The sequence below is a fragment of the Bacillus halotolerans genome, from assembly GCF_001517105.1.
Lineage (GTDB): Bacteria > Bacillota > Bacilli > Bacillales > Bacillaceae > Bacillus > Bacillus halotolerans.
On the sequence record NZ_LPVF01000012.1, the window covers coordinates 266,550 to 292,240 of the forward strand.

30 protein-coding genes, 1 pseudogene and 1 riboswitch are annotated in these 25,691 nt (G+C 45.9%); of the genes and pseudogenes, 15 read left to right on the top strand and 16 right to left on the bottom strand.

Features of this window, described 5'->3' with window-relative positions; all coding sequences use genetic code 11:
* Position 1: 1 nt before the first annotated feature.
* The 7 genes from argJ to AU387_RS16700 all read right to left on the bottom strand — a co-directional run bounded on the left by argJ (position 2) and on the right by AU387_RS16700 (position 5,888).
* Entirely contained in the window at positions 2–1,222 is a 1,221-nt protein-coding gene (gene argJ, locus AU387_RS16675) for a bifunctional ornithine acetyltransferase/N-acetylglutamate synthase (RefSeq protein ID WP_059293052.1), read from the bottom strand.
* Positions 1,223–1,241: 19 nt separating this feature from the next.
* On the bottom strand, positions 1,242–2,279 hold the full coding sequence (argC, locus tag AU387_RS16680) for an N-acetyl-gamma-glutamyl-phosphate reductase (protein WP_059336293.1): 1,038 nt from the start codon (positions 2,277–2,279) through the stop codon (positions 1,242–1,244).
* 204 nt (positions 2,280–2,483) lie between these two features.
* On the bottom strand, positions 2,484–3,023 hold the full coding sequence (locus AU387_RS16685) for an MFS transporter (RefSeq protein ID WP_044156416.1): 540 nt from the start codon (positions 3,021–3,023) through the stop codon (positions 2,484–2,486).
* Positions 3,023–4,453 (bottom strand): FAD-binding oxidoreductase, encoded by a 1,431-nt coding sequence (locus tag AU387_RS16690; RefSeq protein WP_059336504.1) that lies wholly within the window; start codon positions 4,451–4,453, stop codon positions 3,023–3,025. The genes AU387_RS16685 and AU387_RS16690 overlap by 1 nt, the downstream gene beginning before the upstream one ends.
* Positions 4,454–4,514: 61 nt before the next feature.
* Positions 4,515–4,685 carry a YqaE/Pmp3 family membrane protein gene (locus AU387_RS20800; protein WP_003224527.1) on the bottom strand — a complete coding sequence of 57 codons (171 nt, stop codon included), beginning with the start codon at positions 4,683–4,685 and terminating at the stop codon, positions 4,515–4,517.
* A gap of 63 nt (positions 4,686–4,748) precedes the next feature.
* Positions 4,749–5,057 (bottom strand): metal-sulfur cluster assembly factor, encoded by a 309-nt coding sequence (locus tag AU387_RS16695; protein WP_003224525.1) that lies wholly within the window; start codon positions 5,055–5,057, stop codon positions 4,749–4,751.
* A gap of 63 nt (positions 5,058–5,120) precedes the next feature.
* On the bottom strand, positions 5,121–5,888 hold the full coding sequence (locus tag AU387_RS16700) for a prolyl oligopeptidase family serine peptidase (RefSeq protein WP_059336294.1): 768 nt from the start codon (positions 5,886–5,888) through the stop codon (positions 5,121–5,123).
* A gap of 119 nt (positions 5,889–6,007) precedes the next feature.
* Here AU387_RS16700 and AU387_RS16705 point away from each other — a divergent pair, with 119 nt between their 5' ends.
* The 3 genes from AU387_RS16705 to AU387_RS16710 all read left to right on the top strand — a co-directional run bounded on the left by AU387_RS16705 (position 6,008) and on the right by AU387_RS16710 (position 7,275).
* On the top strand, positions 6,008–6,820 hold the full coding sequence (locus tag AU387_RS16705) for a Cof-type HAD-IIB family hydrolase (RefSeq protein ID WP_044156420.1): 813 nt from the start codon (positions 6,008–6,010) through the stop codon (positions 6,818–6,820).
* Positions 6,821–6,924: 104 nt separating this feature from the next.
* Entirely contained in the window at positions 6,925–7,077 is a 153-nt protein-coding gene (locus tag AU387_RS21805) for a hypothetical protein (protein WP_044156421.1), read from the top strand.
* Positions 7,078–7,275 (top strand): DUF3813 domain-containing protein, encoded by a 198-nt coding sequence (locus AU387_RS16710; protein WP_003224518.1) that lies wholly within the window; start codon positions 7,078–7,080, stop codon positions 7,273–7,275.
* A gap of 30 nt (positions 7,276–7,305) precedes the next feature.
* On the opposite strand, the gene AU387_RS16715 is transcribed toward AU387_RS16710, so the two are convergent.
* Positions 7,306–7,761 carry a BsuPI-related putative proteinase inhibitor gene (locus tag AU387_RS16715; RefSeq protein WP_059293057.1) on the bottom strand — a complete coding sequence of 152 codons (456 nt, stop codon included), beginning with the start codon at positions 7,759–7,761 and terminating at the stop codon, positions 7,306–7,308.
* Positions 7,762–7,779: 18 nt separating this feature from the next.
* Positions 7,780–8,622 (bottom strand): YitT family protein, encoded by an 843-nt coding sequence (locus AU387_RS16720; RefSeq protein ID WP_024120888.1) that lies wholly within the window; start codon positions 8,620–8,622, stop codon positions 7,780–7,782.
* A gap of 138 nt (positions 8,623–8,760) precedes the next feature.
* On the opposite strand from AU387_RS16720, the gene AU387_RS16725 reads away from it, so the two are divergent.
* Entirely contained in the window at positions 8,761–9,615 is an 855-nt protein-coding gene (locus AU387_RS16725; protein WP_059336296.1) for a DegV family protein, read from the top strand.
* A 42-nt stretch (positions 9,616–9,657) separates the two neighbouring features.
* Here the strand turns inward: AU387_RS16725 and AU387_RS16730 are convergent, their stop codons facing one another.
* The 4 genes from AU387_RS16730 to AU387_RS16745 all read right to left on the bottom strand — a co-directional run bounded on the left by AU387_RS16730 (position 9,658) and on the right by AU387_RS16745 (position 12,661).
* The gene (locus AU387_RS16730) at positions 9,658–11,280 is read right to left on the bottom strand and encodes a M4 family metallopeptidase (protein ID WP_059336297.1); all 1,623 of its coding nucleotides are present in this window, start codon (positions 11,278–11,280) and stop codon (positions 9,658–9,660) included.
* A gap of 136 nt (positions 11,281–11,416) precedes the next feature.
* Positions 11,417–11,710, bottom strand: a complete 294-nt coding sequence (locus AU387_RS16735) for a DUF3784 domain-containing protein (RefSeq protein WP_024120885.1) — start codon at positions 11,708–11,710, stop codon at positions 11,417–11,419.
* 19 nt (positions 11,711–11,729) lie between these two features.
* On the bottom strand, positions 11,730–12,317 hold the full coding sequence (locus tag AU387_RS16740) for an HAAS signaling domain-containing protein (RefSeq protein WP_059336299.1): 588 nt from the start codon (positions 12,315–12,317) through the stop codon (positions 11,730–11,732).
* On the bottom strand, positions 12,314–12,661 hold the full coding sequence (locus AU387_RS16745) for a PadR family transcriptional regulator (RefSeq protein ID WP_010333707.1): 348 nt from the start codon (positions 12,659–12,661) through the stop codon (positions 12,314–12,316). Before AU387_RS16745 ends, AU387_RS16740 begins: the two co-directional genes overlap by 4 nt.
* A 181-nt stretch (positions 12,662–12,842) precedes the next feature.
* On the opposite strand from AU387_RS16745, the gene AU387_RS16750 reads away from it, so the two are divergent.
* From AU387_RS16750 to AU387_RS16760, 3 genes are read left to right on the top strand one after another with little or no spacing between them, the layout of a single operon-like run.
* Positions 12,843–13,379: an SdpA family antimicrobial peptide system protein gene (locus AU387_RS16750; RefSeq protein ID WP_059336301.1), complete on the top strand. Its 537-nt coding sequence runs from the start codon at positions 12,843–12,845 to the stop codon at positions 13,377–13,379.
* Positions 13,364–14,299 carry a sporulation-delaying protein SdpB family protein gene (locus AU387_RS16755; RefSeq protein WP_024120882.1) on the top strand — a complete coding sequence of 312 codons (936 nt, stop codon included), beginning with the start codon at positions 13,364–13,366 and terminating at the stop codon, positions 14,297–14,299. The genes AU387_RS16750 and AU387_RS16755 overlap by 16 nt, the downstream gene beginning before the upstream one ends.
* Complete coding sequence (locus AU387_RS16760) at positions 14,296–14,880, top strand: sporulation delaying protein family toxin (protein WP_024120881.1); 585 nt, start codon at positions 14,296–14,298, stop codon at positions 14,878–14,880. The genes AU387_RS16755 and AU387_RS16760 overlap by 4 nt, the downstream gene beginning before the upstream one ends.
* A gap of 53 nt (positions 14,881–14,933) precedes the next feature.
* On the opposite strand, the pseudogene AU387_RS16765 reads toward AU387_RS16760, so the two are convergent.
* Positions 14,934–15,832: pseudogene (locus AU387_RS16765) on the bottom strand (CvfB family protein).
* 98 nt (positions 15,833–15,930) lie between these two features.
* Here AU387_RS16765 and AU387_RS16770 point away from each other — a divergent pair.
* The 7 genes from AU387_RS16770 (at position 15,931) to AU387_RS16800 (ending at position 23,185) form a co-directional block, all read left to right on the top strand.
* Positions 15,931–16,422, top strand: coding sequence for a YajQ family cyclic di-GMP-binding protein (locus AU387_RS16770; RefSeq protein ID WP_044156433.1), 492 nt, complete (start codon positions 15,931–15,933; stop codon positions 16,420–16,422).
* Between the two features lie 107 nt (positions 16,423–16,529).
* A riboswitch (SAM riboswitch) is annotated at positions 16,530–16,647 on the top strand.
* 90 nt (positions 16,648–16,737) lie between these two features.
* Positions 16,738–18,576: a bifunctional homocysteine S-methyltransferase/methylenetetrahydrofolate reductase gene (locus AU387_RS16775; RefSeq protein WP_044156434.1), complete on the top strand. Its 1,839-nt coding sequence runs from the start codon at positions 16,738–16,740 to the stop codon at positions 18,574–18,576.
* A 96-nt stretch (positions 18,577–18,672) separates the two neighbouring features.
* The gene (locus tag AU387_RS16780) at positions 18,673–19,122 is read left to right on the top strand and encodes a GNAT family N-acetyltransferase (protein WP_044156435.1); all 450 of its coding nucleotides are present in this window, start codon (positions 18,673–18,675) and stop codon (positions 19,120–19,122) included.
* A gap of 4 nt (positions 19,123–19,126) precedes the next feature.
* Positions 19,127–19,978, top strand: coding sequence for a GNAT family N-acetyltransferase (locus AU387_RS16785; RefSeq protein WP_059336303.1), 852 nt, complete (start codon positions 19,127–19,129; stop codon positions 19,976–19,978).
* 89 nt (positions 19,979–20,067) lie between these two features.
* Positions 20,068–21,336 (top strand): MFS transporter, encoded by a 1,269-nt coding sequence (locus AU387_RS16790; RefSeq protein ID WP_044156438.1) that lies wholly within the window; start codon positions 20,068–20,070, stop codon positions 21,334–21,336.
* A gap of 8 nt (positions 21,337–21,344) precedes the next feature.
* The gene (locus AU387_RS16795) at positions 21,345–22,460 is read left to right on the top strand and encodes a mandelate racemase/muconate lactonizing enzyme family protein (protein ID WP_059336305.1); all 1,116 of its coding nucleotides are present in this window, start codon (positions 21,345–21,347) and stop codon (positions 22,458–22,460) included.
* Between the two features lie 95 nt (positions 22,461–22,555).
* Positions 22,556–23,185 carry a YitT family protein gene (locus AU387_RS16800; protein WP_044156440.1) on the top strand — a complete coding sequence of 210 codons (630 nt, stop codon included), beginning with the start codon at positions 22,556–22,558 and terminating at the stop codon, positions 23,183–23,185.
* Here the strand turns inward: AU387_RS16800 and AU387_RS16805 are convergent.
* Both AU387_RS16805 and AU387_RS16810 read right to left on the bottom strand, forming a co-directional pair.
* Complete coding sequence (locus tag AU387_RS16805) at positions 23,173–23,988, bottom strand: phosphosulfolactate synthase (RefSeq protein WP_232460798.1); 816 nt, start codon at positions 23,986–23,988, stop codon at positions 23,173–23,175. The two genes, AU387_RS16800 and AU387_RS16805, sit on opposite strands and share 13 nt — an antisense overlap.
* Entirely contained in the window at positions 23,985–24,668 is a 684-nt protein-coding gene (locus AU387_RS16810; RefSeq protein ID WP_059336307.1) for a 2-phosphosulfolactate phosphatase, read from the bottom strand. The genes AU387_RS16805 and AU387_RS16810 overlap by 4 nt, the downstream gene beginning before the upstream one ends.
* Positions 24,669–24,869: 201 nt before the next feature.
* Between AU387_RS16810 and AU387_RS16815 the strand changes: the two genes are divergently transcribed.
* The gene (locus AU387_RS16815; protein WP_059336309.1) at positions 24,870–25,580 is read left to right on the top strand and encodes a phosphoadenylyl-sulfate reductase; all 711 of its coding nucleotides are present in this window, start codon (positions 24,870–24,872) and stop codon (positions 25,578–25,580) included.
* Positions 25,581–25,691 lie beyond the last annotated feature (111 nt).

Below are 25,691 nucleotides of genomic sequence, written 5' to 3' on the forward strand. Positions count from 1 at the left end.
ATTACGTGCGATAGCTCGCATTAATTTTGATATAATCATAGGTCAGATCACAGCCCCATGCTCTTCCGTTCCCGTCTCCTTCATGCATCTTGATGACAATGGCAATCTCGTCTCCTTCGAGATATTCTTTCGCGAGAGATTCAGAGAAAGGCTGAGGCTCGTTGTTTTTAAACAGGCATTGGCCCCCGAGATAAACCTCTACTTCTTCAGCCTTCACCTGAGCCGCGCTGTGCCCGATAGCACCGATAATGCGCCCCCAGTTCGCGTCTGTTCCGTATACAGCGGTTTTTACGAGGTTCGACCCGACAATTTTCTTGGCAATTACGTTTGCATCAAGATTGTTTTTCGCCCCTTTTACTTGGGCTTCGATTAGTTTTGTCGCGCCTTCCCCGTCTCTGGCAATCTCCTTAGCCAAATCTTCGCAAGCCATCAGAAGCGCTTTTTTAAAGAGCGGCCAGTCTTTATGATCTTCCGTAAGGCGCTCATTTTCCGCGCAGCCATTTGCCATGACCAATACCATGTCATTGGTAGAGGTTTCTCCGTCAACTGTAATTTGATTAAAAGAGACGTCAGTGATGTCGCGGAGCGCTTTTTGCAGCGTTTTTTCTTCGATTGCCGCGTCTGTTGTCACAAACCCCAGCATCGTTGCCATGTTTGGGTGAATCATTCCGGAGCCTTTAGCCGCTCCGCCGATGGTGACTTTTTGACCGCCGATTGTCAGTTCATAGCACGTTTGCTTGATGACGGTATCTGTCGTTAAAATCGCTTCCTCGAAATCTCCAGATCCCGCAGGCGTTTCTTTCAAAAGCTCGATGCCGGCCTGAATGTTTTCCATATTTAAATGTTCGCCAATGACACCAGTTGAAGAAACGGCGACAAGCTCCGGCTCAATGCCCAGCTGTAAAGCGAGGCTCTCCCGCATTTTGTATGCGTCCTCTAAGCCTTGTTCCCCTGTACAAGCATTGGCAATGGCGCTGTTGACAATGACTGCTTTCAGAGCTGATCCATGCTTTAAGCTGTCCTGTGTGACTTTAATCGGAGCCGCCTGAAAGTGGCTTTGCGTATAAACTGCCGCGCTCACTGCCGGTGTCTCGCTGATGATGACGCCAAGATCTTTTTTCGAGTAGCGCAGCCCGCAATGCACGCCCTTTGCCTGAAATCCTTTTGGCGAGGATACATCGCCTTTTACTTTCACTATTTGATCTTCACTCAACTGAATCATGGTTCGATTCTCTCCTGTTCTATGGATAAATTGGTGTCATGGTAAGACCTGTCTCTTCGTTCCAGCCATTCATGATATTGAAATTTTGTACTGCCTGCCCAGCGGCACCCTTCATCAGATTATCAATTACCGAAACGATCGTGACCCTGTTCGTTCTTTCGTCGAGGGTAACGGATACATCGCAGAAATTGCTGCCGAACACTTCCTTCGTTTGCGGGAAATGACCCTTTGGCCTCACTCTCACAAAATATGAATATTGGTAAAATTCCGAATATAAATCGTGCAGATCTTCTGCAGATAGATCAGATGTTAATTGCGTATACATTGTCGCCATGATTCCCCTTGTCATCGGAACCAAGTGAGCAGAAAATGTAATAGCCTTCAACCCTGGCTGCCATTCTTTTAACGTCTGTTCAATCTCAGGGGTGTGCTGATGTTCATTTACTTTATAAATTTTAAAATTGTCGTTAAGCTCAGAAAAATGGGTTCCCATGGACGCTTTTCTCCCCGCACCGGAAACGCCTGTTTTCGCATCAACGATAACGAACGATTCATCAAGCAGCTTTTGTTGAGCCAAAGGCGCGAGGCCTAGCAGCACAGCCGTCGGGAAACACCCCGGATTGGCGATGAGCTTCGCCTGCTGAATGTTCCTTTGATTCAGCTCCGAAAGGCCGTAAACCGCCTCTTGAATTGTTTCTTTTGGTGCCGCTGTCCGTTTATACCACTTTTCATATACAGCAGGCTCTTGGATCCTCAGATCACCTGACAGATCAATAACCGGAATTCCCGCCTCTGCAAGCTGCGGAGTCAGTTCACTTGATACTCCCGGGGGCGCAGCAAGAAACATGACATCGATTTCCTGTTTGATTGTATTCATATCAATGGGCTTGAGCTTCTGCTCAGCCAAGCCGGTAAGATGAGGATAAACATGACTATAGACCTTTCCTTCCCCGCTGGATGAATAAAGTATACATTCTTCTGCATGAGGATGATGTGTAAGAATCCTGACAAGTTCGGCGCCTCCATAACCCGTAGCGCCTACAATTCCTATTTTCAAAACGAATTCACCTTCTTGGTCTTTGTGAAATTATTTAACATTATAACATGAATAAAAATTAATTCAATCGTATATTTAATATTTTTATTCATTTATAAAATTTCTGTTCAATAAAAAAATCGGCGATTAAAAAGCAGGCAGAAACCGCTTCAAGTCCTTGATCCGGCGCCATTTGCAGCTGCATAAAAAAACAGGCTGACCGTGTCAGCCTGTTTTCATCATCATCAATCCGCTCAGAAAATATAGAATAGAGCTTGTATAAAAAATCATTTGCACCGTAAAAAAGTCGGCGAGAAAACCGCCGAGCATAATGGCAGCCGCTGAAAAAACAGCGGTCCAAAAATGATAATTCCCAATCTTTTTTCCGCGTTCCCCGGTGTCTGTAAAGTCGGCGATTAATACTTTTTCTCCGTGTTTTTGCATCGCCCCAAAGAGGCCTAACAGCACTTGCACGATGTACACTTGAAGAACGCTGTTTACATGCGGAACATACAAAAGCAGAACCGCCATGCCCCATGAGTTCGCAAGCAGATAATAGCGGCTGTCGATCCTTTCAGAAAGCCGGCCGAGGAGCGGGTAAATGAGCGCTCCGCTCAGTCCGAATAATCCGTAGGAAAAACCGAACTGCGTGTAGCTTGAGCCGATATTCTTCACAAACAGAATATAAAACGGAAAGATTAAACTGCTTGCGAAAAACACGCTGCTTTGTGAAAGTGTCAGCCATTTTAATTTGTTTTTCCCCATTATTTATACCTCTGATAAAAGTAATTCATAAACCGCTCATCCGGATCATACGTCCGTTTTTTCTGAAAAAACGCTTCGCTTTTCGGATACGCCTGTCTCATTTGCGCTTTTGTCTGATATGTCATATACGGCAGATAATAGCTTCCTCCGTGTTTGAGCGCAACGTCTGTCATACGCCTGATGATTCTGGCAGCGTCAGCCTGGTCTTCTTTTGAAAAGCCCTCGTTGATTAAGAGCACGAGCGAAAACATATCATCCTTCGCATAAGACAGGTCAGCCTTTTCGTTTTTTTGCACATACCGGATCGTGATATTAAGCAGATTCAGGTCTTCGTGTGACAGCGTTTGTCTCAGGTCATCAATATAGGAAGCGTACTCCTTCACCGGCACAAAGTATTCCTGCAGCACGTCTGTATTTTCATTGTTTTCGTATTCGAGAAATTTTGATTCTGACCGCATGACGTTATTGCGTGAGACCTTTGTTCCATTTTGGCTTAGAAAATAGGATTGCTGGGTGTTCCACAGCCAGTTTCTGCCCCACCCGTACCTTCTTGACAGGCCGAGCGCGAATTTCGTCACCTGTGTATGCTCATCCTCTTTGAGATCGCTGTAAGATGTCAGCTGATCCTGCTCTTCTGATAATACGTAATTTGTGACATACATGTCTTTCAGAAATCCTTTTTCTGCTGTTGAGATGCGAGCGAGATGCATGCGGACACCGGGATTGCCTTTGACATGCTTTGTAAAATAGTCAGCATATGTACTGTAGTTCATTTTTTCCGTCTGCATGACGTACAGCTCGTCATCCGTTAATTCAAGCTCAGCATCGAGAATCACACCAAAAAGACCGTACCCGCCGATGACCGCTGAAAATAAATCATCTTTTGGAGTGACAGTGACAATTGTGCCGTCGGCTTTTAAAAGACGGAATGATTTGACTGTATCAATCAGCGACCCATAGCGGATATCACGCCCGTGGGCATTGGCGCTGAGAGATCCTCCGATTGTAAAAATATTTTGTGACTGCATGACTTTTACCGCAAGCCCGTATGGATTTACGTATTTCTGTATGTCATTCCACGTCGCCCCGCTTTGGACCCTGATGGTTTTTTTCTCTTTATCGAAAGCGAGGATTTTGTTGTAGCCTGTCATGTCGAGAACGATGCCGTCCTCGTAATATGTATGGCCGCCCATCGAATGCTGGGTTCCGGCTATTGAGATTTTTATGTTTTTTCGATTGGCTTCTTTGACTGTGTCAATAAGGTTATTTTCTTCCTGCCCTTTCACTGTCTGCTTAATTTTCACCGGCATCAAGCGGCTGACATCGGTCATCTCGCTGGAGCCGCTTTTTTGCTCTGAATGAACAGAGTACGCAAACAGGGCCGCATACGCACCGGTGCACAGCGCGAATGCAAGCAATTTCTTTTTCATGGCGCTCTCCCTGCTGTTTTTTATGGCCATTATACCATGTTTGCGTCCTCTTTTTTCCAGATTATCGTCTTGCCCGTTTTTCAGCGCGGCGGTCAGCCACGATAAAACAAGCGTGAATGGCGCCCGGCAGCCAAAAGATGCATGTCAATATGAGATTGAGCAGGGCCTGAAACGGCTTTCCCGTAAACAAAACAGCAAGCGGCGGGCATAGAACGGCAAGCAGGTACATCATTTTGCTTCACTCCTTTTCAGCTGTAAAAAGGACAGCCTCACAGTAAGGCTGTCCTCTTTTGTTTTATTGTATGCCAAGCGCGATTTTTGCATATCTTGACATTTTATCCCGAGTCCACGGCGGATTCCACACAATGTGAACTTCCGTCTCTTTCACTTCCGGAATGTCCGCAAGCGCTTTTTTCACTTCATCAACAATAATCGGCGCTAAAGGGCATCCCATTGACGTCAGTGTCATTGTGACGTGCGTTAAGCCGTCTTCATCCATATCAACATCGTATACTAACCCGAGGTTTACGATATCAACACCAAGCTCAGGGTCGACAACCTGTTCCAGGGCGCCCATAATGTTTTCTTTTAATGCTTCTTCCACGTTCCCTCACTCCTTTTTTCTACAGTATAACGTAAATCGGGCCTATGTTTACACCTTTGTGCTTTATAAATGTGTTTCAAACCATTCAACGGTTTTTAACACAGCGTCCCGCGGCACTTTGTGATCGGCCCGTTCATCCGCAATGAACTGAAGATGTTCCGGCTGCTCGCTGTAATAAGATTTAATCGTGTCATAAAATTTCCGGGTCGGCGCGTAAGGCACGACTTGATCTTTAACGCCATGCCAAAATAAAAGCGGGCGCTGGCGAAGTTTCTCCGGCTGAAGGCTGAGATCCAGCACTTTAAGGCGCTCCATGAGCTCCCGCACCCTTTCCTCCGGCACATCGATATCGATGCCCTGAGATTTAATGTGATCGATCTGCTGCTGAAACAGCTCGACATAATTCGGGCTTCCCATCAGGCTGACGCCGGCTTGTACCCAATCATAAACCGTTAAGGCGCCAAGCGTTGTAATGCCGCCCATTGATGTACCCGCAAGTCCGATACGGCCGCCGTCTATCAGGCCTTCCTTCTCAAAATGGCTCTTGAGTACTTCAAGCTCTTCAATCTCGTTTAGCACGATGTCCCAAAAATGGCCGGCCAGCTTTTCAACAGCCATTTGCTCTCCCCGTTCACCATGGTGCAGCGCCTCCGGCAGAACGGCTCTAAAGCCCTTCTCCGCAAGCAGATAAGCAATATGAAGGTTGTGTTCCTTTGCGCTTGTAAAGCCATGTATAAAGAAAACAAGAGGAACGGCACGGTGCCTGTTCTCTTCTTTTACAATATGTAAAAACGGAATGCCGGAAACGGTTTGATTTTCAATTTGAATCACAATGTCCCCTCCTTAGGATAACCATAATCATAAGTGTAACATGTAGACAATAAAGATGGTAAAAAGCTACACTGTAATTAAGGCAACTCGCGTAAAATCTATGGTTAAAGGAGCTTTTCATGGAGACAAAACCCTATGTAATCGCATTAGATTTAGATGGAACATTATTAAAGGACGATAAAACAATATCAGAAAACACCCTTCAAACGATACAGCGCCTAAAAAATGACGGACATTACGTTTGCATCTCCACCGGCCGGCCGTACCGTTCAAGTTCCATATACTATGAGCAAATGAATCTGACAACGCCGATCGTCAATTTCAATGGAGCGTTTGTCCACCATCCGCAAGATGACAGCTGGGGACGGTATCATACCTCACTGCCGCTTCAAGTTGTGAAACAGCTTGTGGATATCAGCGAGACCTACAACGTACATAATATACTTGCTGAAGTCATCGATGATGTGTACTTCCATTATCATGATGAGCATCTGATTGATGCCTTTAACATGAACACAACAAATGTCACCGTCGGCGATTTGCGTAAAAATCTCGGTGAGGATGTCACCTCTGTGCTCATCCATGCGAAAGAGGAAGATGTGCCAGAGATACGCGCTTATCTAACAGATGTGCACGCCGAGGTGATCGATCACAGGAGATGGGCAGCCCCGTGGCATGTGATTGAGATTATTAAAAGCGGCATGAACAAAGCGATTGGCTTGCAGAAAATCAGCGATTACTACGGCGTGCCGCGAGAACGGATCATCGCTTTTGGCGATGAAGATAACGACTTGGAAATGCTTGAATTTGCAGGATGCGGCGTCGCCATGGGAAATGGAATTGACGCAGTCAAGCAGATCGCTGACAAAACGACGGGTTCCAATGAAGAAGATGGGGTCGCCCAATTTTTGAAAGAATATTTCTCAATATAAAGAGCGGAGTGTTTTAATTTTTCCCACTTATAAACCTTTACCCGCCCCAGCATACTATGGGAGACGACTCATCTCGTCAAAGTATGGAAGGGGGCAGTCTCACAATGGGTAAACGAAGCAAATCCAAAAGGTTTATTCAGCAGGGTAAAGACTCCATCGGGCTACACGCCGCAAGATTTCCATATCGGTCTACATTAGAAGAAGCTCACCAGCATGCCGCGGCACGAGATTCGGCCGAAAGACAGGTTGAATATTAAATGAGAAACGAACTGTTTCAGCAGGCGAAATCATTTGTTCAACAGGCAGTCATGGTGACAAACGGCTTTGAGGAAGGCGATCAGGAGCAAGCGATTCTGAGGGCCAAAAATGCTGTGTCTTCTGCGTATGCCAATTCGACAGATGCGGAACGTCAACAGCTTCATCAATTTCAAGATCAACTGGATAAATTGCAATAAAAAAGGGCTATGGCGATTCGCCATAGCCTATTATTTGACCTCAAACTGCTGTACAGCCTGGACCTGCTTAAGATTCTCCGCTCTGCCCTTAAACGTCACCTTCACCTCATATGTCCCCGGCTCCGGTACTTCCTTCCATTCATCAGAGAAATCATATGTTTCTCCCGATTCAAGCGTCAGGTTTTGAAAAGCCTGCGTAAACATTTTGTCTTTCGAATAACGGTATCTTTCTTTGTGCTCAGAATCATACACGACAAGTTCAAATTTTTGTCCCGTGCTGAATTGAAACTCCACACTGCGTTCGCTTTGGTTCTTCAGTGACATGTTAAACTTGATTTGTTCAGGCTCCTGAATTGCTTCAACAGATAAAACAACCTCTTGATTCTCCATTCCGCCTGATACCTCCTTATCGGGTTCTGTCTGCTCATTTTTCCCGCAGCCTATTAATAGCACCACAGGCAAGAGCATCACAAGCAGCCGTTTCACGACTTCCACCTGCTTTCGTCAGTCTTTTCTAAAGAAACCAAAAATCCCGGTCGTTTGGACAATGTTCGTAAATGCTTTCGGGTCCACTTCTTTTACGATTTTTTCTAAATCGTACAATTCATACCTCGTGATGACGATAATCATCATTTCTTTCTGCTCGTTTGTAAAAGCTCCTTTGGCTGGGACAGTCGTTATGCCCCGCACCATTTTTCCATAAATGGCTTCTTTGATTTCGTCCGCTTTTTTCGTCACAATCATTGCTGTCAGCTTCATGTGCCGCGTATGAATCGCGTCGATCACCCTCGTTGTCACATACAAAGTAACAAGGGTATATAAAGCTTTCTCCCAACCTTGCAATAATCCTGCCGTCAGAATGATAATCCCGTTCAGAATAAAGAAATACGTGCCGACGGGTTTATCCTTCCACTTGGCCAGCACCATAGCGACGATATCAAGGCCGCCTGTCGAAGCGCCGTACTTTAATGTTAAACCGATTCCGACCGCGGAAATCACGCCGCCGAATACCGCGTTCAGCAGGATGTCATGAGACAGTCTCATTTCCGGCAGGATTCCCATAAACAATGTGGTCAGTGCGACACTCAAAATGCTGTACACCGTAAACGATCTGCCGACCTTCAGCCATCCTAAAATACCGACCGGAATATTTAAGAGGAACAAGAGCGTTCCCGTCGATATGTAGAAAGGGGCATATTGGTCAACGACGCTTGATAAAAGCTGGGCGACACCTGTGAATCCGCTGGCATATACATCTGCCGGAATCAGAAATAAGTTCAGCCCGGCCGCATTAAGTAAAGCCCCGATGATGACGATGAGTAATTTTTTTGTTTGATCTAGTACCATGGCATGTTCCTCCGCTCATTCTTCTTTATTATGTTTTCCCTTAAAACAAATATTTGAACACGATTTTGACAAATTAATATGATATAGTTGGCTTAAATCATATGATGACGAGCGATAAACGGAAAGAAGGGAAGCAAAATGACAGTTCATCTCATCGCTGACAGCGCCGCTGATCTGCCTCGTTCTTATTTTGAGGAAAACGGCATTGGCTTTATCCCGCTTAGGGTTTCTCTCGGCGACAAAGAATATGAAGATGCAGTCACGATTCATGCGGAACAAATATTTGAAGCGATGCAAAATGGGGAAGCGCCAAAGACGTCCCAAGCCTCACCGCAAACCATTAAAAATGTATTTTTGCAATATGCCGAAACAGGAGAGCCCGCACTTTACATCGCTTTTTCCTCAGGACTCTCCGGCACCTATCAGACAGCCGTCATGATCGCCAATGAAGTGAAGGAAGAATTCCCCGATTTTGATTTGCGGGTGATTGATTCCAAATGCGCTTCATTAGGCTGCGGTCTGGCCGTCCGGCATGCACGCGAACTCTGTATCAACGGAAATACAATACAAGAAATTGAAACGTCTGTAAAGAGCTTTTGCGCACAGCTTGAGCACATTTTTACAGTCGATGATTTAACGTACCTCGCCCGGGGCGGCCGAATTTCAAAAACATCTGCTTTTGTCGGCGGTCTGCTCAATATTAAACCGCTTCTTCATATGGAGGACGGCAAGCTTGTGCCTCTTGAAAAAATCCGCGGACAGAAAAAGCTGTTCAAACGGATTATTGAATTAATGAAAGAGCGAGGAGACAATTGGAGCGATCAAACCGTCGGAATCAGCTATGCCGCTAACGAAGGAACAGCCAATGAAATGAAACACTTGATCGAAGATGCGTTCAAGCCGAAAGACATCATCATGCACTCCATCGGCTCTGCTGTCGGATCCCATTCCGGGCCGGGCACACTGGCCATATTTTTTCTGGGTAGATCATAAAAAAACAGCCAGGCTAAAAAAGCCCTGGCTGTTTTTTCATTTTTATTGAATTCCGACTGCGTCATATGCCTTTTCGACAGAAGCTGATTGCTTTGAGTCTTCACCGTATAAATCATTGGCGGCTTCGATAGCCGCTTGCTTCATCATGCTGAAGTCTGAAGAAGGCGTTACATAATATGTCAAAGCCCGGTAATAAATTTGCTCACAAGCTTCACGCCCGACCCCTTCAACCCGCACATCATGGTGCACGCCGCCTTCTGCGAGAAGATATGCCGCTTTATTGTGGATCGACGAATTGATGTGCACCCCGCCGTAATCCTCTGTGCCCGTATACCGGTTTGAATAATGATCCGGATTCCCCTGCTTGGAAGGGTCCTCTAACGAACGTAAAGCATCCCCGCGTACATCCGGCGTATATACATCCTCGCCGATTTCCCAGTCATCCCGGTCTGTCATCGCCGCCATAATGTCAGAAATGGATTCGTTTAGCGCGCCTGGTTCTCCCTGATATAAAAGGCCGGCGGAATACTGGGTGACCGCGTGTGTCATTTCATGCGCCACAATGTCGAGCGATCCGGACAGCGGCTTAAACCTAGCGCCGTCACCATCCCCGTACACCATCTGCACACCGTTCCACGCTGCATTGTTCCACTGTGTTCCCACATGTACGGTAGACGTAATTCTCGCTCCGTTTTGATCAAAAGAATGGCGGCCGAACGTGCGGCTGTAATAGTCGTAAACGGTTTGTGCGTTTGCATGGGCATCTACAGCCGCCGGATCATGAAATACGGACGTGCCGCTGACCACTTCACTGCCTGTATACCCGATCAATTGAGACAAAAGGGTAAACAAGGTTTCGTTCAGGTTCTTTGCGTCAAAAGTATTTATCCCTTTTCCCCTTGTTTCGTCAGCCAAATAATAACGCCCATTCTGTTCAGTTACTTCAAAGCTTTTTTCTTCGCCTGATACGCCGATCCCTGTACCGGCTGCTTCATGAATGGCATTGAAAGAATCAATGACCTTTCCGCTTTTGGCATTGATGAAATAATGCCAATATCCAGGTTCAGGTTCAGACGTCGAAAGTCTCACAAGGTAGGCAAGATCATATGCGCCTTCGTGCGGATAAATATATAATTCGGCTTTCGGTTCTCCGTCAACATACTCGATTTTTCCAATGGAGGCCTCAAGCGCACGGCGCGCTGTATGTATGGCTTTTTTCTTAGATACAGACGGTGTGACAGATATGTCATTTATTTGCGGGTGCACCTTCCCGAAGAAACTTTTCACTTGTTTGTTTTCCTTCATCGCGACCGCCTGTCCAAAACCGTAAACAGGAATCCCTTTATACACTTCCTCTAATTTAAAAAATGTTTGTTTTGTCTTTGAATCCTTTATTGTTTTTGAAATACGAAAATGGCTGTTCGCGTTTCCTTTGAGCTTAAAATGGGTTTGTTGCTTGTCCAGATATGAAAATAGCGCTTCTTTCTGCGTTAGGTTTTGAGCTGGCTGCCATGATGGCTGTGATTTTTCGATGATGTATGAAGGGGTTTGATACGTATGGTCGTATTTGATGCTTTGATCTGCTGAGGCATTTGATGCAAAAACACATTGAGCTGCCGTGCATAAGCCGGCCATGAACAGAGATGTTTTGAACAGTGTACGCAAAACACCACATCCTTCCTGTTTTGGAATCTACTTTTTCGTTCATCCTAACAAAAAAGCCGAAACTTGTATGTGGTGCTTCGTTCCTATTTTCAGGAAAAAGAAAGAAGGACAGAGGTTTCGCTCCGTCCTTCAGCTCCTATTCTACCAGTTTTTTATTCACGTAAATAATAACCCCTGCGCCATATGCCAAAATAAGCGGCGGAATCAGCTGCTCCTGGCCTTGAAATGAGATAAAGCTGTTCAGCAGAATGAACAAACCGGAATTCAAGAAAAAGTAGCCTGCTATTCTGGCCAGCCGATCCTTATCCCGGATACGTGCCTCATTAAACCCCGCAAGCATCCACGTCTGTTTTTTGATCCCGACAAAATAGGCTACCACAAAGAATAAAAGCGAAATGACAATTAATAGATAATTGATGCTGATCTCCATATTACAGCCTCCTACAACATTACTTGACGTTTAAATAAAGAAAAAAAGCGGCACAGCTAACCACAATCAGCAAAAGGACGACGAATGCATTGATGAGCGGCTGCACAAGAAGCAGAACAGCCAAAAACAGCAGATAGCCCGCACCGACCCTAGAAATCGTAACAATCTCATGTTGAGAGCGCATTTTGTTTTTTCTTACACCCGCAAACATCATTAACTTCTTCCGCTTCCACACATAGCCCGCAAGCACCGCCAAGTAAAGAGCCAATGGCGCATATCTGTATGAGGGCGGCAGCAGCGGCAGGAGTATGATTACAGCAATAAGAAAAACTGAAAGTCCGCTTTTTCCTAACACAGAACCCCTCCGTTTCTGTTCCTCCCCTTCACCCATCATCGCTTCGGCAAGCTCTTTCGGATGAGAAAACTCATTTTCGACAGCTTCCCGCAGATCCTCTACACTATGGCCGGCATTCATTCTGTCTTGAACAAAAGCGGTTAAATGGCCCTTCAGTTCGGCTATCGTGTTTTCTCTCTCTACTTCAGGCATATTCGCCAGCTCAGCGTTTAGTTCCTCCGTATAGCGTTCAATGATGTGCTGTGCATTCATAGCAAATCCCCCGATAAAGACAATAAAGCTTGATGGGTTTCCAGGTACTTCTCCAGCCGTTCTTTTAACATCTCTTCTCCTTTTTGCGTCATTTTATAGTACTTCCTTTTCGGGCCGTCCAAAGAATCTTGCCAAAAAAATTCGACCCAGTCCTTCTCCGTCATCCGTTTCAAAATCGGATAAATCGCACCCTCTGAAATAGCCAGTGCAGGGGTTGTTTTTAAGGACGATGTCAGCTCATAACCATACATCGGTTTTGAGCGCAGCAGGGATAAAATAGCCAGCTCGAAAATCCCTTTGCGAAATTGAACAATCCAGCGGTCGTTAATTTGATTCGTTTTCATGGTTTAAATATATCGAAAAAATCACTATATATCAATGACATATAGCTATGAAAAATGTCCTATTTTCCCCATTAACAAAAATGGAATTTCTCATACTTTTTAACCTTTTTATTACATAAATGTTTTTATATTATGAAAAGTAAGAAAAATGAATTTCTTCAGTCTAAAAAGGAGCAGTCGAATGCAGAAATCGATATCATTTTTTATCATTTTTTCAGTTTTCTGGGGGTCTTTATTTCTGTTTTCAATCATTGGCAGCTTAGGGACAACCCCGATTCCGCTGACAAAGGACTCCAAATTTCTCATGTCCAGCGTCATTCCTCAAGGCTGGGGCTTTTTCAGCAAAAACCCCCGCGATACCGCCATCGGCTTATATGAAGATGGAGATGCCAGCGCCAAGGTCAGATGGCCTAATATGAGGGCTGATAACCTATTCGGCCTGTATCGTTATGGGCGATCGCAGGGCGTAGAAATGGGCGTTATCTACAGCCAAGTCGGCAAGGAACAGTGGACAGAATGTAAAGAAACGGACCTGAGTGCCTGCAAAAGCAAAGCCAAAACCGTTAAGCTGCAAACACCGGCGCCCCGCCCGCTGCTTTGCGGCAGCTATTATTTGACGAAAGAGGACATCGTTCCTTGGAGCTATTCTAAATACACCGCTTCGTCTTATCAGGTAAAAAGCATAGTCAAGGTTGTGATCTCATGCTCGAAAACATAAAACAGACCATCACCGGATGGGACAAAAAAAATCCGTGGACAAATGTATACGGACTCGCGCGAAGCATTATTGCTTTATCCAGCCTGCTGACGCTGCTTGTCAATCATCCGAGCCTCATTATGAAGCCAGCCAGCGGAATCAGCAGTTACCCTGCTTGTAAAATGAATCTCAGTCTCTTTTGCCTCGGCGAAAATAACTATATGATGTTAAATCTGTTCAGGTGGGTCTGTATTGCCATTCTGGTGCTTGTTGTGATCGGGTGGCGCCCCAGAATCACCGGGATTCTCCATTGGTATGTCAGTTACAGCCTGCAGTCGTCGTTAATTGTCATCGACGGAGGAGAGCAGGCAGCCGCGGTTATCACATTTTTGCTGATTCCTATCACGCTGACTGACCCGAGAAAATGGCATTGGAGCGGAAGACCTGATGATCCAGAGGGCCAAAGAACAATTGGTAAAATCACAGCTTTTATTTCTTATTTTGTCATCAGGCTTCAAGTAGCGGTACTTTACTTCCACTCTACTGTCGCTAAGCTGTCTCAGCAGGAATGGGTGGACGGAACGGCCGTCTATTATTTCGCCCAGGAAAAAACCATCGGCTTCAACGGCTTTTTCCAGGCTTTAACGAAGCCGTTTGTATCAAGTCCGTTTGTGGTGATTCCGACATGGGGGACGCTTCTCGTTCAGATTGTCATCTTTGCGGCACTGTTCGCGCCGAAGAAGCATTGGAGATTGATTTTAATCATCGCTGTTTTTATGCACGAGATATTCGCGGTTATGCTGGGTTTAATCAGCTTTTCACTCATCATGGCCGGCATTTTGATATTGTATCTCACTCCAATTGATTCCACGTTTCAATTTACATATATACGCAGACTGAAGTGGAATAAAAAAGAAAAGAAGGGAGAGGTTTCAGTTTGAAGAAGGCGTTTCTTGTATTTTTGTCGGTTGTATTGGTGACAACAGTGTTTTTGGTGAAGCAGCAGGAAAGTGTAGCACAGGCGAAGCAGCTTGAGTATTCAGGTGAAGAGATTTTTAAAGGGTTTGTGTTTGCTCAGGGTGAAGTGGGCAAAAAGCTTCCAGAGGTATTTAATAAAGCCATGACTGACAAGCTCAACACAAAACAGGCAAAGGCTTTTGCCAATCAGGTTGTTGCTGATATCAAAAAAGAGGATGCTGACTTTTTTGACAATCTGAAGAAAGCTGTTTACAGCAAAGATGCAATGAAGGTGGATGAACTGCTGAAAAAAGCAGGTCAAATCGTTGAAGAAAAAGTAGAAGCTGCAAAGGACATCGCCGCTTCCAAGGATGATACGTCCAGAGTTCAAGCCGAGCTCGTCAACACGGTCGATACCGCTAACTATTTCTATTATGTTTCTTATGTTGCCGCAGCCGGTGCGCTGATTCTTGTCATTCTTGCCATTGATATTACGCCGATCGCGATTTCAGACAATGTGGATCGCGAAATGGCAATCAGAACGCTGGTCGATGAATTAAATTAGAAATAAAAAAGGCTCGCTCCGCAGTTCTGCTGCAGGCGAGCCTTTTTCATGCACTATTTTTTCTCGTATGTCCAGCCGTCTTCCTGATACACTTTTCCGTTTTTCATTAAGTGGCCAAGCGCCCGTTTAAAGGCAGCCTTGCTCATGTTAAAACGTTCTTTGATATCATCGGGCTGGCTTTTGTCGCTGTATGGCATGGCACCGTTTCTCGTTCTTAAATACGTAAGAATATACTCGGCATCAACAGACAGCGCATCTTGCTTTCTCGGAAGAAGCGACATATTCACTGAGCCGTCTTCCTTCACTTGAATCACACGTCCTGTCACTCTTGAGCCGAGTCTAGGCTCTTCTTTTCTTTCTGATGAATGAATAAAACCGCGGATTCCGTCATCCGTAATGATGAACGATCCTGAAGCGATCAGCCTGTACACCGTTCCGGTCAGCTCTTTATTCATCAGATCGTCTGAAGCGTCCGTAAACAGCTCGCTGATGATGTCCTCCGGTGCGGGTTTGGCAAACATGCGCCCCCGATTTGTCACCTTCAGCATACAGTAGAGCTTATCCCCTTTTTGCGGCCAGACATCTTCATACGGCGGCAGATGCTCTGTTGCGACAAGCGCGTCTTTCGAAAGGCCGACATCGACGAATACGCCCATATCCTCTACCGTGTCCACCACTTCTACCCAGCCGTACTCATCAGCGCTGATGACCGGAATTTTCATCGTTGCTGCAAGCCGTTCCTGCTGGTCAACGTATATAAAGACCTCTACCTCATCTCTATCTTCTATATCCTCTGTCACTTCACTGTTATGTAAGAGAATCGTATCTTCTCCATCGGTTAAAAAGTAACCGAAGTCCGTTTCGTGATCTATACTCAAGGTTAATTGCTGCCCTGGTCTCATGCTATCGTCCTTCCTCTTCCCGCTTATTTCACTGCGGATCTTGTTAACATTTTTTCCAATCATCACAAATTGATTCTTTGTTCTGTTGGAAGTTTCTCTTTATTCTACTATAATCAACACATAAGTTAAATGTTATGGAGGTTTTCATATGGCAAAAGAAAGTTCATTTGATATTGTATCCAAGGTGGAACTCCCTGAAGTGCAAAACGCGATTCAAATCGCACTGAAGGAAATCAGCACACGCTATGACTTCAAAGGGAGCAAAAGTGACATTTCATTAGATAAAGAAGAGCTTGTTCTTGTTTCCGATGACGAATTCAAATTAAGCCAGCTCAAGGATGTGCTTGTCAGCAAATTGATTAAGCGCAGCGTGCCGACAAAAAACATTGATTACGCCAAAATTGAGAACGCGTCCGGCGGCACCGTACGCCAGCGCGCAAAGCTTGTTCAAGGGATTGACAAAGACAACGCCAAAAAAATCAATACCATCATCAAAAACTCCGGACTGAAAGTAAAGTCTCAAGTGCAGGATGATCAAGTGCGTGTCACCGGAAAAAACAAGGATGATCTTCAGCAGGTTATCGCAGCCGTTCGAGGTGCTGATCTGCCAATTGACGTTCAATTTATAAATTTCAGATAAATTTTCTGATTCCTATTGATTATTGTCTTTATTTTCGGTAAATTTGGAGAAAGGGAAAATGCCAGGCATCTTTTGGCAGCTCCTGAACATGTAAAATTTCATATCCGTTCTTATCAAGAGAAGCAGAGGGACTGGCCCGACGAAGCTTCAGCAACCGGTGTAATGGCGCATTGCCATGACCAAGGTGCTAAATCCAGCAAGCTCGAACAGCTTGGAAGATAAGAAGAGACAATATCACTGACAAAGTCTTCTTCTTAAGAGGACTTTTTTTATTTCTCTTTTTTCCTTGCTGAATGTGAATAAAGGAGGCAGACAATGGGACTTTTAGAAGATTTGAAGAAACAGGTGTTAATCGGTGACGGCGCAATGGGCACGCTGCTTTACTCCTTCGGAATAGACAGGTGCTTTGAGGAGCTTAATCTTTCAAAACCTGAGGAAATTCAGCGTATACATAAAGCCTATGTCGAAGCGGGAGCAAACATCATTCAAACCAACACGTACGGAGCGAACTATATTAAATTATCAAGACACGGCCTTGAAGATGACATTAAAAAAATGAATCAGGAGGCAGTAAAAATCGCGCGGGCTTCCGCCGGCGATGCGTATGTGCTCGGGACGATGGGCGGCATCCGCACGTTTAACAAAAATGCGTACAGCCTTGACGAAATCAAACGAAGCTTTCGCGAACAGCTGTACTTACTGCTGCATGAAGAGCCGGACGGTTTGCTGTTAGAAACGTATTATGATTTGGAAGAAGCCCGTGAAGTGCTGAAAATCGCCCGGAAAGAAACCAATCTCCCGATTATGCTGAATGTATCCATGCATGAGCAAGGCGTACTTCAGGATGGAACGCCGCTTTCTGATGCGCTGCGCTCGGTTGCGGATCTCGGTGCCGATATCGTCGGCATTAACTGCCGGCTCGGCCCTTACCACATGATTGAAGCGCTCAGTGAAGTGCCGATTTTTGATGACGTGTTTTTATCTGTCTACCCGAACAGCAGCCTCCCCTCTCTCGAAGAAGGCCGGCTTGTATATGAAACTGACGACACGTATTTTCAAAACAGCGCGGCTGAGTTCCGCAAGCAAGGCGCGCGGATTATCGGCGGCTGCTGCGGCACCACGCCAAACCACATCCGGGCGATGGCAGAGGCTGTGGGCGGACTCGCCCCCGTTACGGAAAAGCATGTAAAGGTTCGGGCAAAGGAATTGGTCACTGTTCAGCACGAACGGACAGAGCCGGGATTAAATGAAATCGCTGCGGAAAAGCGCTCAATTATTGTTGAGCTGGACCCGCCGAAGAAATTGAGCTTTGACAAATTTCTGTCTGCCGCTGCTGAATTAAAAGAAGCGGGAATCGACGCCCTGACGCTCGCCGATAACTCCCTGGCAACCCCGCGGATCAGCAATGTTGCCTGCGGCGCCCTTGTTAAGCAGCAGCTCGATATGCGATCTCTTGTCCATCTTACATGCCGGGACCGAAACATTATCGGCCTCCAGTCACATTTAATGGGACTCGACACATTAGGGCTGCATGATGTGCTGGCGATTACCGGCGATCCTTCTAAAATCGGTGATTTCCCGGGTGCAACGTCTGTCTATGACTTAACGTCCTTTGATTTAATCAGGCTGATTAAACAGTTCAATGAAGGGCTGTCTCTGTCCGGAAAACCGCTCGGAAAGAAAACCAATTTCTCAGTGGCCGCTGCTTTTAATCCAAACGTCCGCCATCTCGATAAAGCTGTAAAACGACTGGAGAAAAAAATCGACTGCGGCGCCGATTATTTTATCTCACAGCCCGTCTATTCGGAGCAGCAGCTTGTCGATATTCATAATGAAACAAAGCATTTGAAGACTCCGATTTATATCGGCGTTATGCCGCTGACAAGCAGCCGGAACGCTGAGTTTATCCATAACGAAATTCCCGGCATCAAGCTGTCCGATTCCATCCGCGAAAAAATGGCGCGCGCCGGCGAAGATAAAGAGAAACAAAAGGCGGAAGGCCTTGCGATTGCACGCTCCCTGCTGGATACTGCCTGCGAGCTGTTTAACGGCATCTATTTAATCACGCCTTTTCTCAGATCCGACTTGACCTCAGAGCTTACTTCTTACATTAAGCAAAAAGATGAACAGCGTCAGAATATTTATTTGCATTAACATCCCTTTCTAAGACTGTCCGAACCAACTGGACAGTCTTTTTCAAACCCGATTCGTGTTACGATATAGAAAATAAATCACAAGAGGAGGAACATCATGCTTGAAGTGAAAACCATTCCCGCAGAGGATACATATGAAATCCGGAACCGCATTTTGCGTCCCCATCAATCAATTGAACAATGCAAATATGAACAGGATCAAGCAGAAGGCTCTTTCCATCTCGGCGCTTTTTTTGAAGGAAAGCTGATCAGCATTGCTTCCTTTTCTCCCGAGAATCAGCCGCTATTGACCGATTCACCCGCATATCGGCTTAGAGGCATGGCAACGCTCGAAGAATACCGTGATCAAAAAGCCGGAAGTACACTGATCACATACGCGGAGCAGAAGCTGGCCGATATGGGCGTGCAGGCGGTCTGGTGCAACGCAAGATACCATGTGAAAGGCTATTACGAAAAGCTTGGCTGGAAAGAACTTGGCGAGCCGTTTGAGATTTCCGGCATTGGCACCCATATTGTGATGTACAAAAAACCAAGAACAAGCAGGTGATGACATGCATTCAGCGATTGAACTGATTCAGCTTACTGAAAAACATGTGCCCGGCCTATTACGTCTGTCCCGGCAAGCCGGGTGGCCGGATTACGGCGAGCGAGAGCTGCAGTTGCTTGTAAAACATGGACGCTTCTTCGGGTATCAAAACAGCCAAGGAGACATCATCTCCTGCATCGGTTTGTTTTTGTACGGCCGACTTGCTTCTATCGGACTCGTTATCGTCGACAACGAGTACAAACGGCGCGGCCTGGGGCGGCGGATGGTGAACGCGTGTATCAGCCAAGTCGATGAAAACACCGCCATCATGCTTTGCGCCACGAAGGAAGGTTTGCCGCTTTATGAAAAAGCCGGTTTTCAAACTGCGGGTTCAATCCGCAAATACAGCTGTCAAAGCTTCAAGCCGCTTACAAAGCAGCATGACATTGAACTGACATCTTTTACAGAAAAGGATTTTCCGGAATTAATCGCGGCTGATCAAGCCGCCTTTGGCGGAGACAGAGCAGCACTTCTGCATCATTTGATCTCTCAATCAGCGGAATGTGTAATTGCCAGAAATAATGAAGGCACATTCATTGGCTATGGCTTATCTGTACAAACACCGGCCAATCTGAAATTAGGCCCGCTTATCGCACCTTCACCGGGTCTCGCTGCTGTATTGGTTAACAGGCTGGCCGCAGGAAAACAAGGACCGTTGCGAATCGACGTGCCTGGGGAAAGCCCGTTGCTGCATGACAGCCTGGAAGCAATGGGATTTCACTTAGACGATGAGCCCCCGGTTATGATGTACCCAAAAAAGACGCTGCCTGCACGAAACAGACAATTATTCGCTGTCATCTCACAGGCGCTCGGTTAACCCTTTTTTACCCGAACAGGAAGATTCTGTTCGGTTTTTTTAATGCCTTCAGGGACACTCTAAGCAGAAGAAAAGGAGTGTGCTTTGAGATGGAAACATCAAAACAAAATAACGGAATGACGATTGTAGCTATCGGTTCTATCCCTTTAATATTAACCCTTGGAAACTCTATGCTTATTCCTATACTGCCAAAAATGAAATCTGAACTTCATTTATCCCAATTTCAAGTCAGTCTCGTGATCACGGTGTTTTCCCTGATTGCGGCGTTTGCGATTCCGATTGTCGGCTATCTCGCAGACCGGTTTTCACGGAAAATCATCATTATTCCCTGCTTATTTTTGTATGGAGCAGGCGGATTGCTGGCCGGGTTTGCGGCAGGTTTTTTTGACAATGCTTATCCGTGGGTCATGGCTGGCCGGGCTCTTCAGGGTATCGGAGCAGCCGGAACGGGACCGATTGCGATGGCGCTGTCAGCGGACCTATTTAAAGGCGCACAGGAAAGCAGAGTGCTCGGCCTTGTTGAAGCGTCAAACGGAATGGGGAAAGTTCTATCGCCGATTATTGGCTCACTTATCGCCCTGATCGTTTGGTATGGCGCATTTTTTGCCTTTCCTGTGTTTTGTATCATTTCAATCGTGCTGACTTGGATTTTTATTAAAGAAAAGGAAAAAGAAAAAGAACCGCCTCCTATCGGAAAATATGCAAAAGGGCTGTTAAGTGTATTTAAGCATGAAGGCAGATGGCTGTTTACCGCTTATTTAGCCGGGGCTACCTGTTTGTTTACCTTATTCGGCATTTTGTTTTACCTATCAGACGTACTGGAAAAAACATACGATACAGACGGCGTCAAAAAAGGGCTGATTTTGGCGATTCCCCTTTTGGTCATGTGTGTGACATCTTATACGACGGGCAGCAAAATCGGACAAAAGCAATCGTTAATGAAAAAGCTGATCGTCATCGGTTTAGCGTTTATGACTGTGTCTTACGCGGCACTGTCATTCATTGAAAATCTCGTCCTGTTTATCAGCGTTCTCGTGCTGAGCAGTATCGGTTCAGGCCTTGTCCTTCCTTGTATAAACAGCTTTATCACAGGTGCTGTCGGCAAAGAACGACGGGGTTTTGTGACATCGCTGTACGGATCAGTCCGTTTTCTGGGGGTGGCGATCGGGCCTCCTATTTTCGGGCGCTTGATGCAGTGGTCAAGACCCGGCATGTTCTTAAGCATTGCGGGCTTGACACTGGTTGTCGGTATTCTTGTGCTTACGCTGATTCATGTCAAACAAAATAAAGACGAGACGAATGAAAAAGAAGAGCCTGCAATGAATGGCAATCGGCTTCAGCCGGCTGAGGAAAGGTAGCGTCCGGTTTGAAAATCGAACGGATCGAGACTTTTCCGCTCTTGCACCGATTAGAGAAACCTTACGGAGATGCAAACGGATTTAAACAATACCGGACATGCTATCTGATCAGAATTATCACAGAAAGCGGCATTGACGGCTGGGGAGAGTGCGCGGATTGGCTCCCGGCCCTGCATGTCGGTTTCACAAAACGAATCATTCCCTATCTCTTAGGTAAACAGGCAGGCAACCGCCTGCCTTTAGTGCGCACAATCAAAAAATGGCATCAGCGGGCGGCATCGGCTGTAAGCATGGCACTGACGGAGATTGCGGCGAAAGCGGCAGGTTGTTCCGTATGCGACATGTGGGGCGGGCGGTACAGAGAAGAACTCCCTGTATATGCCTCTTTCCAATCCTATTCAGACCATCCGCAATGGATCAGCAGCTCGCTTACGAATGTTGAAGTTCAATTGAAACAGGGCTTCAATCAAATTAAAGTCAAAATCGGCGGGACAACCTTTGAGGAAGATGTGCGGCATATCACCGCCCTGCAAAACACGGCCGGCAGCTCTGTTTCTATTATTCTGGACGCAAACCAAAGCTACGATACAGCAGCAGCTTTAAAGTGGGAGCGTCTTTTTTCGAAATGGGCCAATATCAGCTGGCTGGAAGAGCCTCTGCCTTTTGACCAGCTGCAGGATTACACTTTGCTGCGGAGCCGTTTATCCGTTCCTGTCGCCGGCGGAGAAAATATGAAAGGCGCGGCACAATTTGCGCCTCTCCTCTCACAGCGCAGCCTGGATATTATTCAGCCTGATGTCATGCATGTCAATGGAATCGATGAGTTTCGCGACTGCCTCCAGCTCGCGCGTTATTTCGGTGTGAGAGTGTCTGCCCATGCCTATGACGGCGCTCTTTCCCGGCTTTATGCTTTATTTGCGCAGGCCTGTCTGCCTCCGTGGTCAAAAATGGAGAACGACCAAATTGAACCGATTGAGTGGGACGTAATGGAGAATCCTTTTACAGAACTGATCAGCCTTCAGCCTTCAAAAGGAATCGTGCACATACCGAAAGGAACAGGGATCGGCAGAGAAATCAATACGGAGATCATCAATCGGTATATGTGGGATGGTTCAGCGTTTTAAGCTGTACCATCCCTTTATTTATAGACATAAATCATGGACAGCCTCATAAAATGGTAACAGCGGACAAGTCTTTTCATAAAGGAGCAAATGACTTAATGGCTGAACTGCTGATGAAAGCAAAACTCACGTTTATGATTGTCACAGGCGGTGTATTACAGGGACTCGGCATGTCCTTATTTTTATTTCCGCATGATATTCCGACAGGCGGGGCGGCAGGTATTGCGGTCTTATTGCACCATTTGTTTCACATTCCCCACGGCTTCTCGGTATGGGCTGTGAATGTGTCGATGCTTTTCACTGCTTTAAAATGGCTGGAGATGAGAACATTCACCGGCACTCTCGCCTCGATTACCGTCACCTCTGTATCGGTATTGGTCTTCGATGTCATTTTTCCGGACATCACCTCAAACCTGTGGCTTGATTTGGCAAGCGGCGCTGTTTTATTAGGACTCGGCATCGGACTTTTATACAAATATAAAATTTCTAACGGGGGGTTTGGAGCCCTTGCTCTTATGATCTCAATTTACCGGGGCGGAAACCCGGGAACCATCTTGCTCATTATGAATTGCGTCATTTTTATGATTACCGCATCAATTATTGCCTGGGGCATTGTGATTCAAGCTCTGATTTGCCAAGTGATATCAACAAGAGTCATCGACTTCATCTATAACATCCGCCTGACCTCTCTTCCCATACTTACGCCTATGTACCGTCATAAAAAATAATAGGCAAGAGGCTCTCCCGATACAGAGAGCCCCGCAGCCGCTGTTTTACAAAAAAAGGTATCGGATCTTAACCCCAAGCGCAAAGTCTCCAGAGCAATCGCATCATGAAATGAGATATTCGCCAGATTGACATTCGGCCCGATCCTTTGGATAAAACCTTGCTGGAGCGTTTTGTTCGGTGCTTCAAATATCATTCGGCTGATATCAATATCCGACAAAATGATATCATCAACGATTTGAAACCGGACATCTCCGCTGCTGGAACAGATCCCCCCTGTCCCGCTTTCCCTTGCTTCCGTAATCACTTTCTCTGCGCCTGCCTCCATATCTTCGAGAATATACTCAAGCCATTCCTCAGAGCACTGGCAGCTTGATACTTCCTCATCCTTGCTGCCTACCTCGCTGAGCACAAGAAATTCATCAGAAAAATCAGCAATGTAAGCCGCTTTTTCTTTATTCGTCATTGGAAGAGTGCCGTTTGAAATCTCAATATATTCGCACCCGAAGTAGGTGCAGTAGCGATGAAATTCGTTGACTTTATTCTGGCTTACATATTTCTCAAACAGCGTGCCGCCGAAGAAAAACTTCACATCATGCTCTTTCAGGGAGCTGATTTTTTCTTCAAGGTCTTTCGTAAGTAATGAAGTGCCCCAGCCGAATTTCACAAAATCTATATAGTCGGATGCCGCGCCTATCACATCTTTGAAAAACTGTAAGGGGTAGCCGTTGTCGATTAAAATGGTCTGTCCGTTTTCTCTCGGTTTACTTGTTCTCACTGGCAATTCTAGTGAAAAATCATTCATATCATGACCCTCTCTATCGTTGGAACTTCTCTTTCTTGTTTTACTTTCATCACGAAGTCGCCCGTTATTTCTTTTGTACAGTACGCAATGTCTTCCGGTTCAAATAACGGCTGGCTGCTATCAAAAAACTTCTCCGCAACGGATGAGTTTTTGATTCTTTCAATCACTTCAGCCGCCGCACCATTCGTCCCTTCTATGATGCTTTTGATATATTCCGCACACGCCATATCATCATCACCTGATGGATGGGAAGCCACAATGTTCAGCACACAATCTTTTGCAGCAAGCTTTTTCACATATTCCGCTGTTGTTCTGGCATTAGAAAATCCAGTCACAAAAAGATGCCTGGCCTTCAGCGCTCCTAACGCCGCTGTGACGCCGTTTGTCGTTTTCTGGATCAGCCGCTTATCCGCCATATCCTGCTCTGCCATACGCTTTGGAGAATTATCCAAATCAAATCCTTTGATTCCGACCCCCTTTTCCTCTCCTGTTAATACATAATCCGGATAGGTTTCTTTCAGCTTGAAGGCTTCCTCAGTTGTCCGGACCAAGAGAATTTCTTTCGCCCCGCCGATAAAAGCAAAATGGGCCACGGTAAAGGCTCGAATGACGTCAATAACGATATTGATATCTGCCGGGGCAAGTGAATGATGATGCCCCTGATAAATGGTAATCGGCATAATACCTCTCCTTGGGCATAAAACCATTTTGCTAAAAAGCATATTCAGCTGGTCTCTTATTGGTTCCGCAGCGCCTCCGTCTCCTCATTTTAGGCGGCCGCACACCTAAAAACCCTGAACCTTTATCTCAAAAGTGAATAGTCTGCCTATAACTCGATCAATAGATAAAAAAACAGACAGATGCAAAACGGGGGGAAAATATTGAACGAACACATCACCTTTGACACATGGAACGAAACGCTGGCAAAAGAGATGAAGGAGCAATTGATCGATGAGCTCGATGTATTGAAATGGGCTTACAGGACATACGGGGATAAGATCGTGTATGCATGCAGCTTTGGCGCTGAAGGGATGGTGCTTCTCGACTTAATTTCAAAGATCAACAAACATGCGCACATCATCTTTTTAGATACAGGGCTCCATTTTCAGGAAACATATGAGCTGATCGAAGCCGTCAAACAAAAATACCCGGCATTTACGATCCAGCTGCTTGAACCCGAGCTGAACTTAAAAGAACAAGCGGCGCAATACGGCGATGAATTATGGAAACACAACCCGAATCTCTGCTGCCAATTACGGAAAATCGCACCTCTGCAAAAACACTTATCAGGCATGACAGCTTGGATTTCAGGTCTGCGCCGGGAGCAATCGCCGACGAGAAAGCATATTCAATTCATCAATCAGGATCAGAAATTTAAGCTTATTAAGGTCTGTCCGCTCATTCACTGGACATGGGATGATGTTTGGACGTACATCCGGCTCCACAATTTGCCTTACAACAAACTGCACGATCAAAATTACCCGAGCATAGGCTGTGAAATGTGCACATTGCCTTCTTCAAACCCAAATGATGAGAGAGCGGGAAGATGGGCCGGACGCGAGAAAACTGAATGCGGTCTGCACCAGGAATGAAAGACCGTATGTCGTGAGAATGGAAGCGCCGGCAGGTCTCAATCTACATTTTCTATTGATGAGAAAGCCCGTCCAGCGAAGAAATGGCAGACTATTAAAAAACAATGTAAA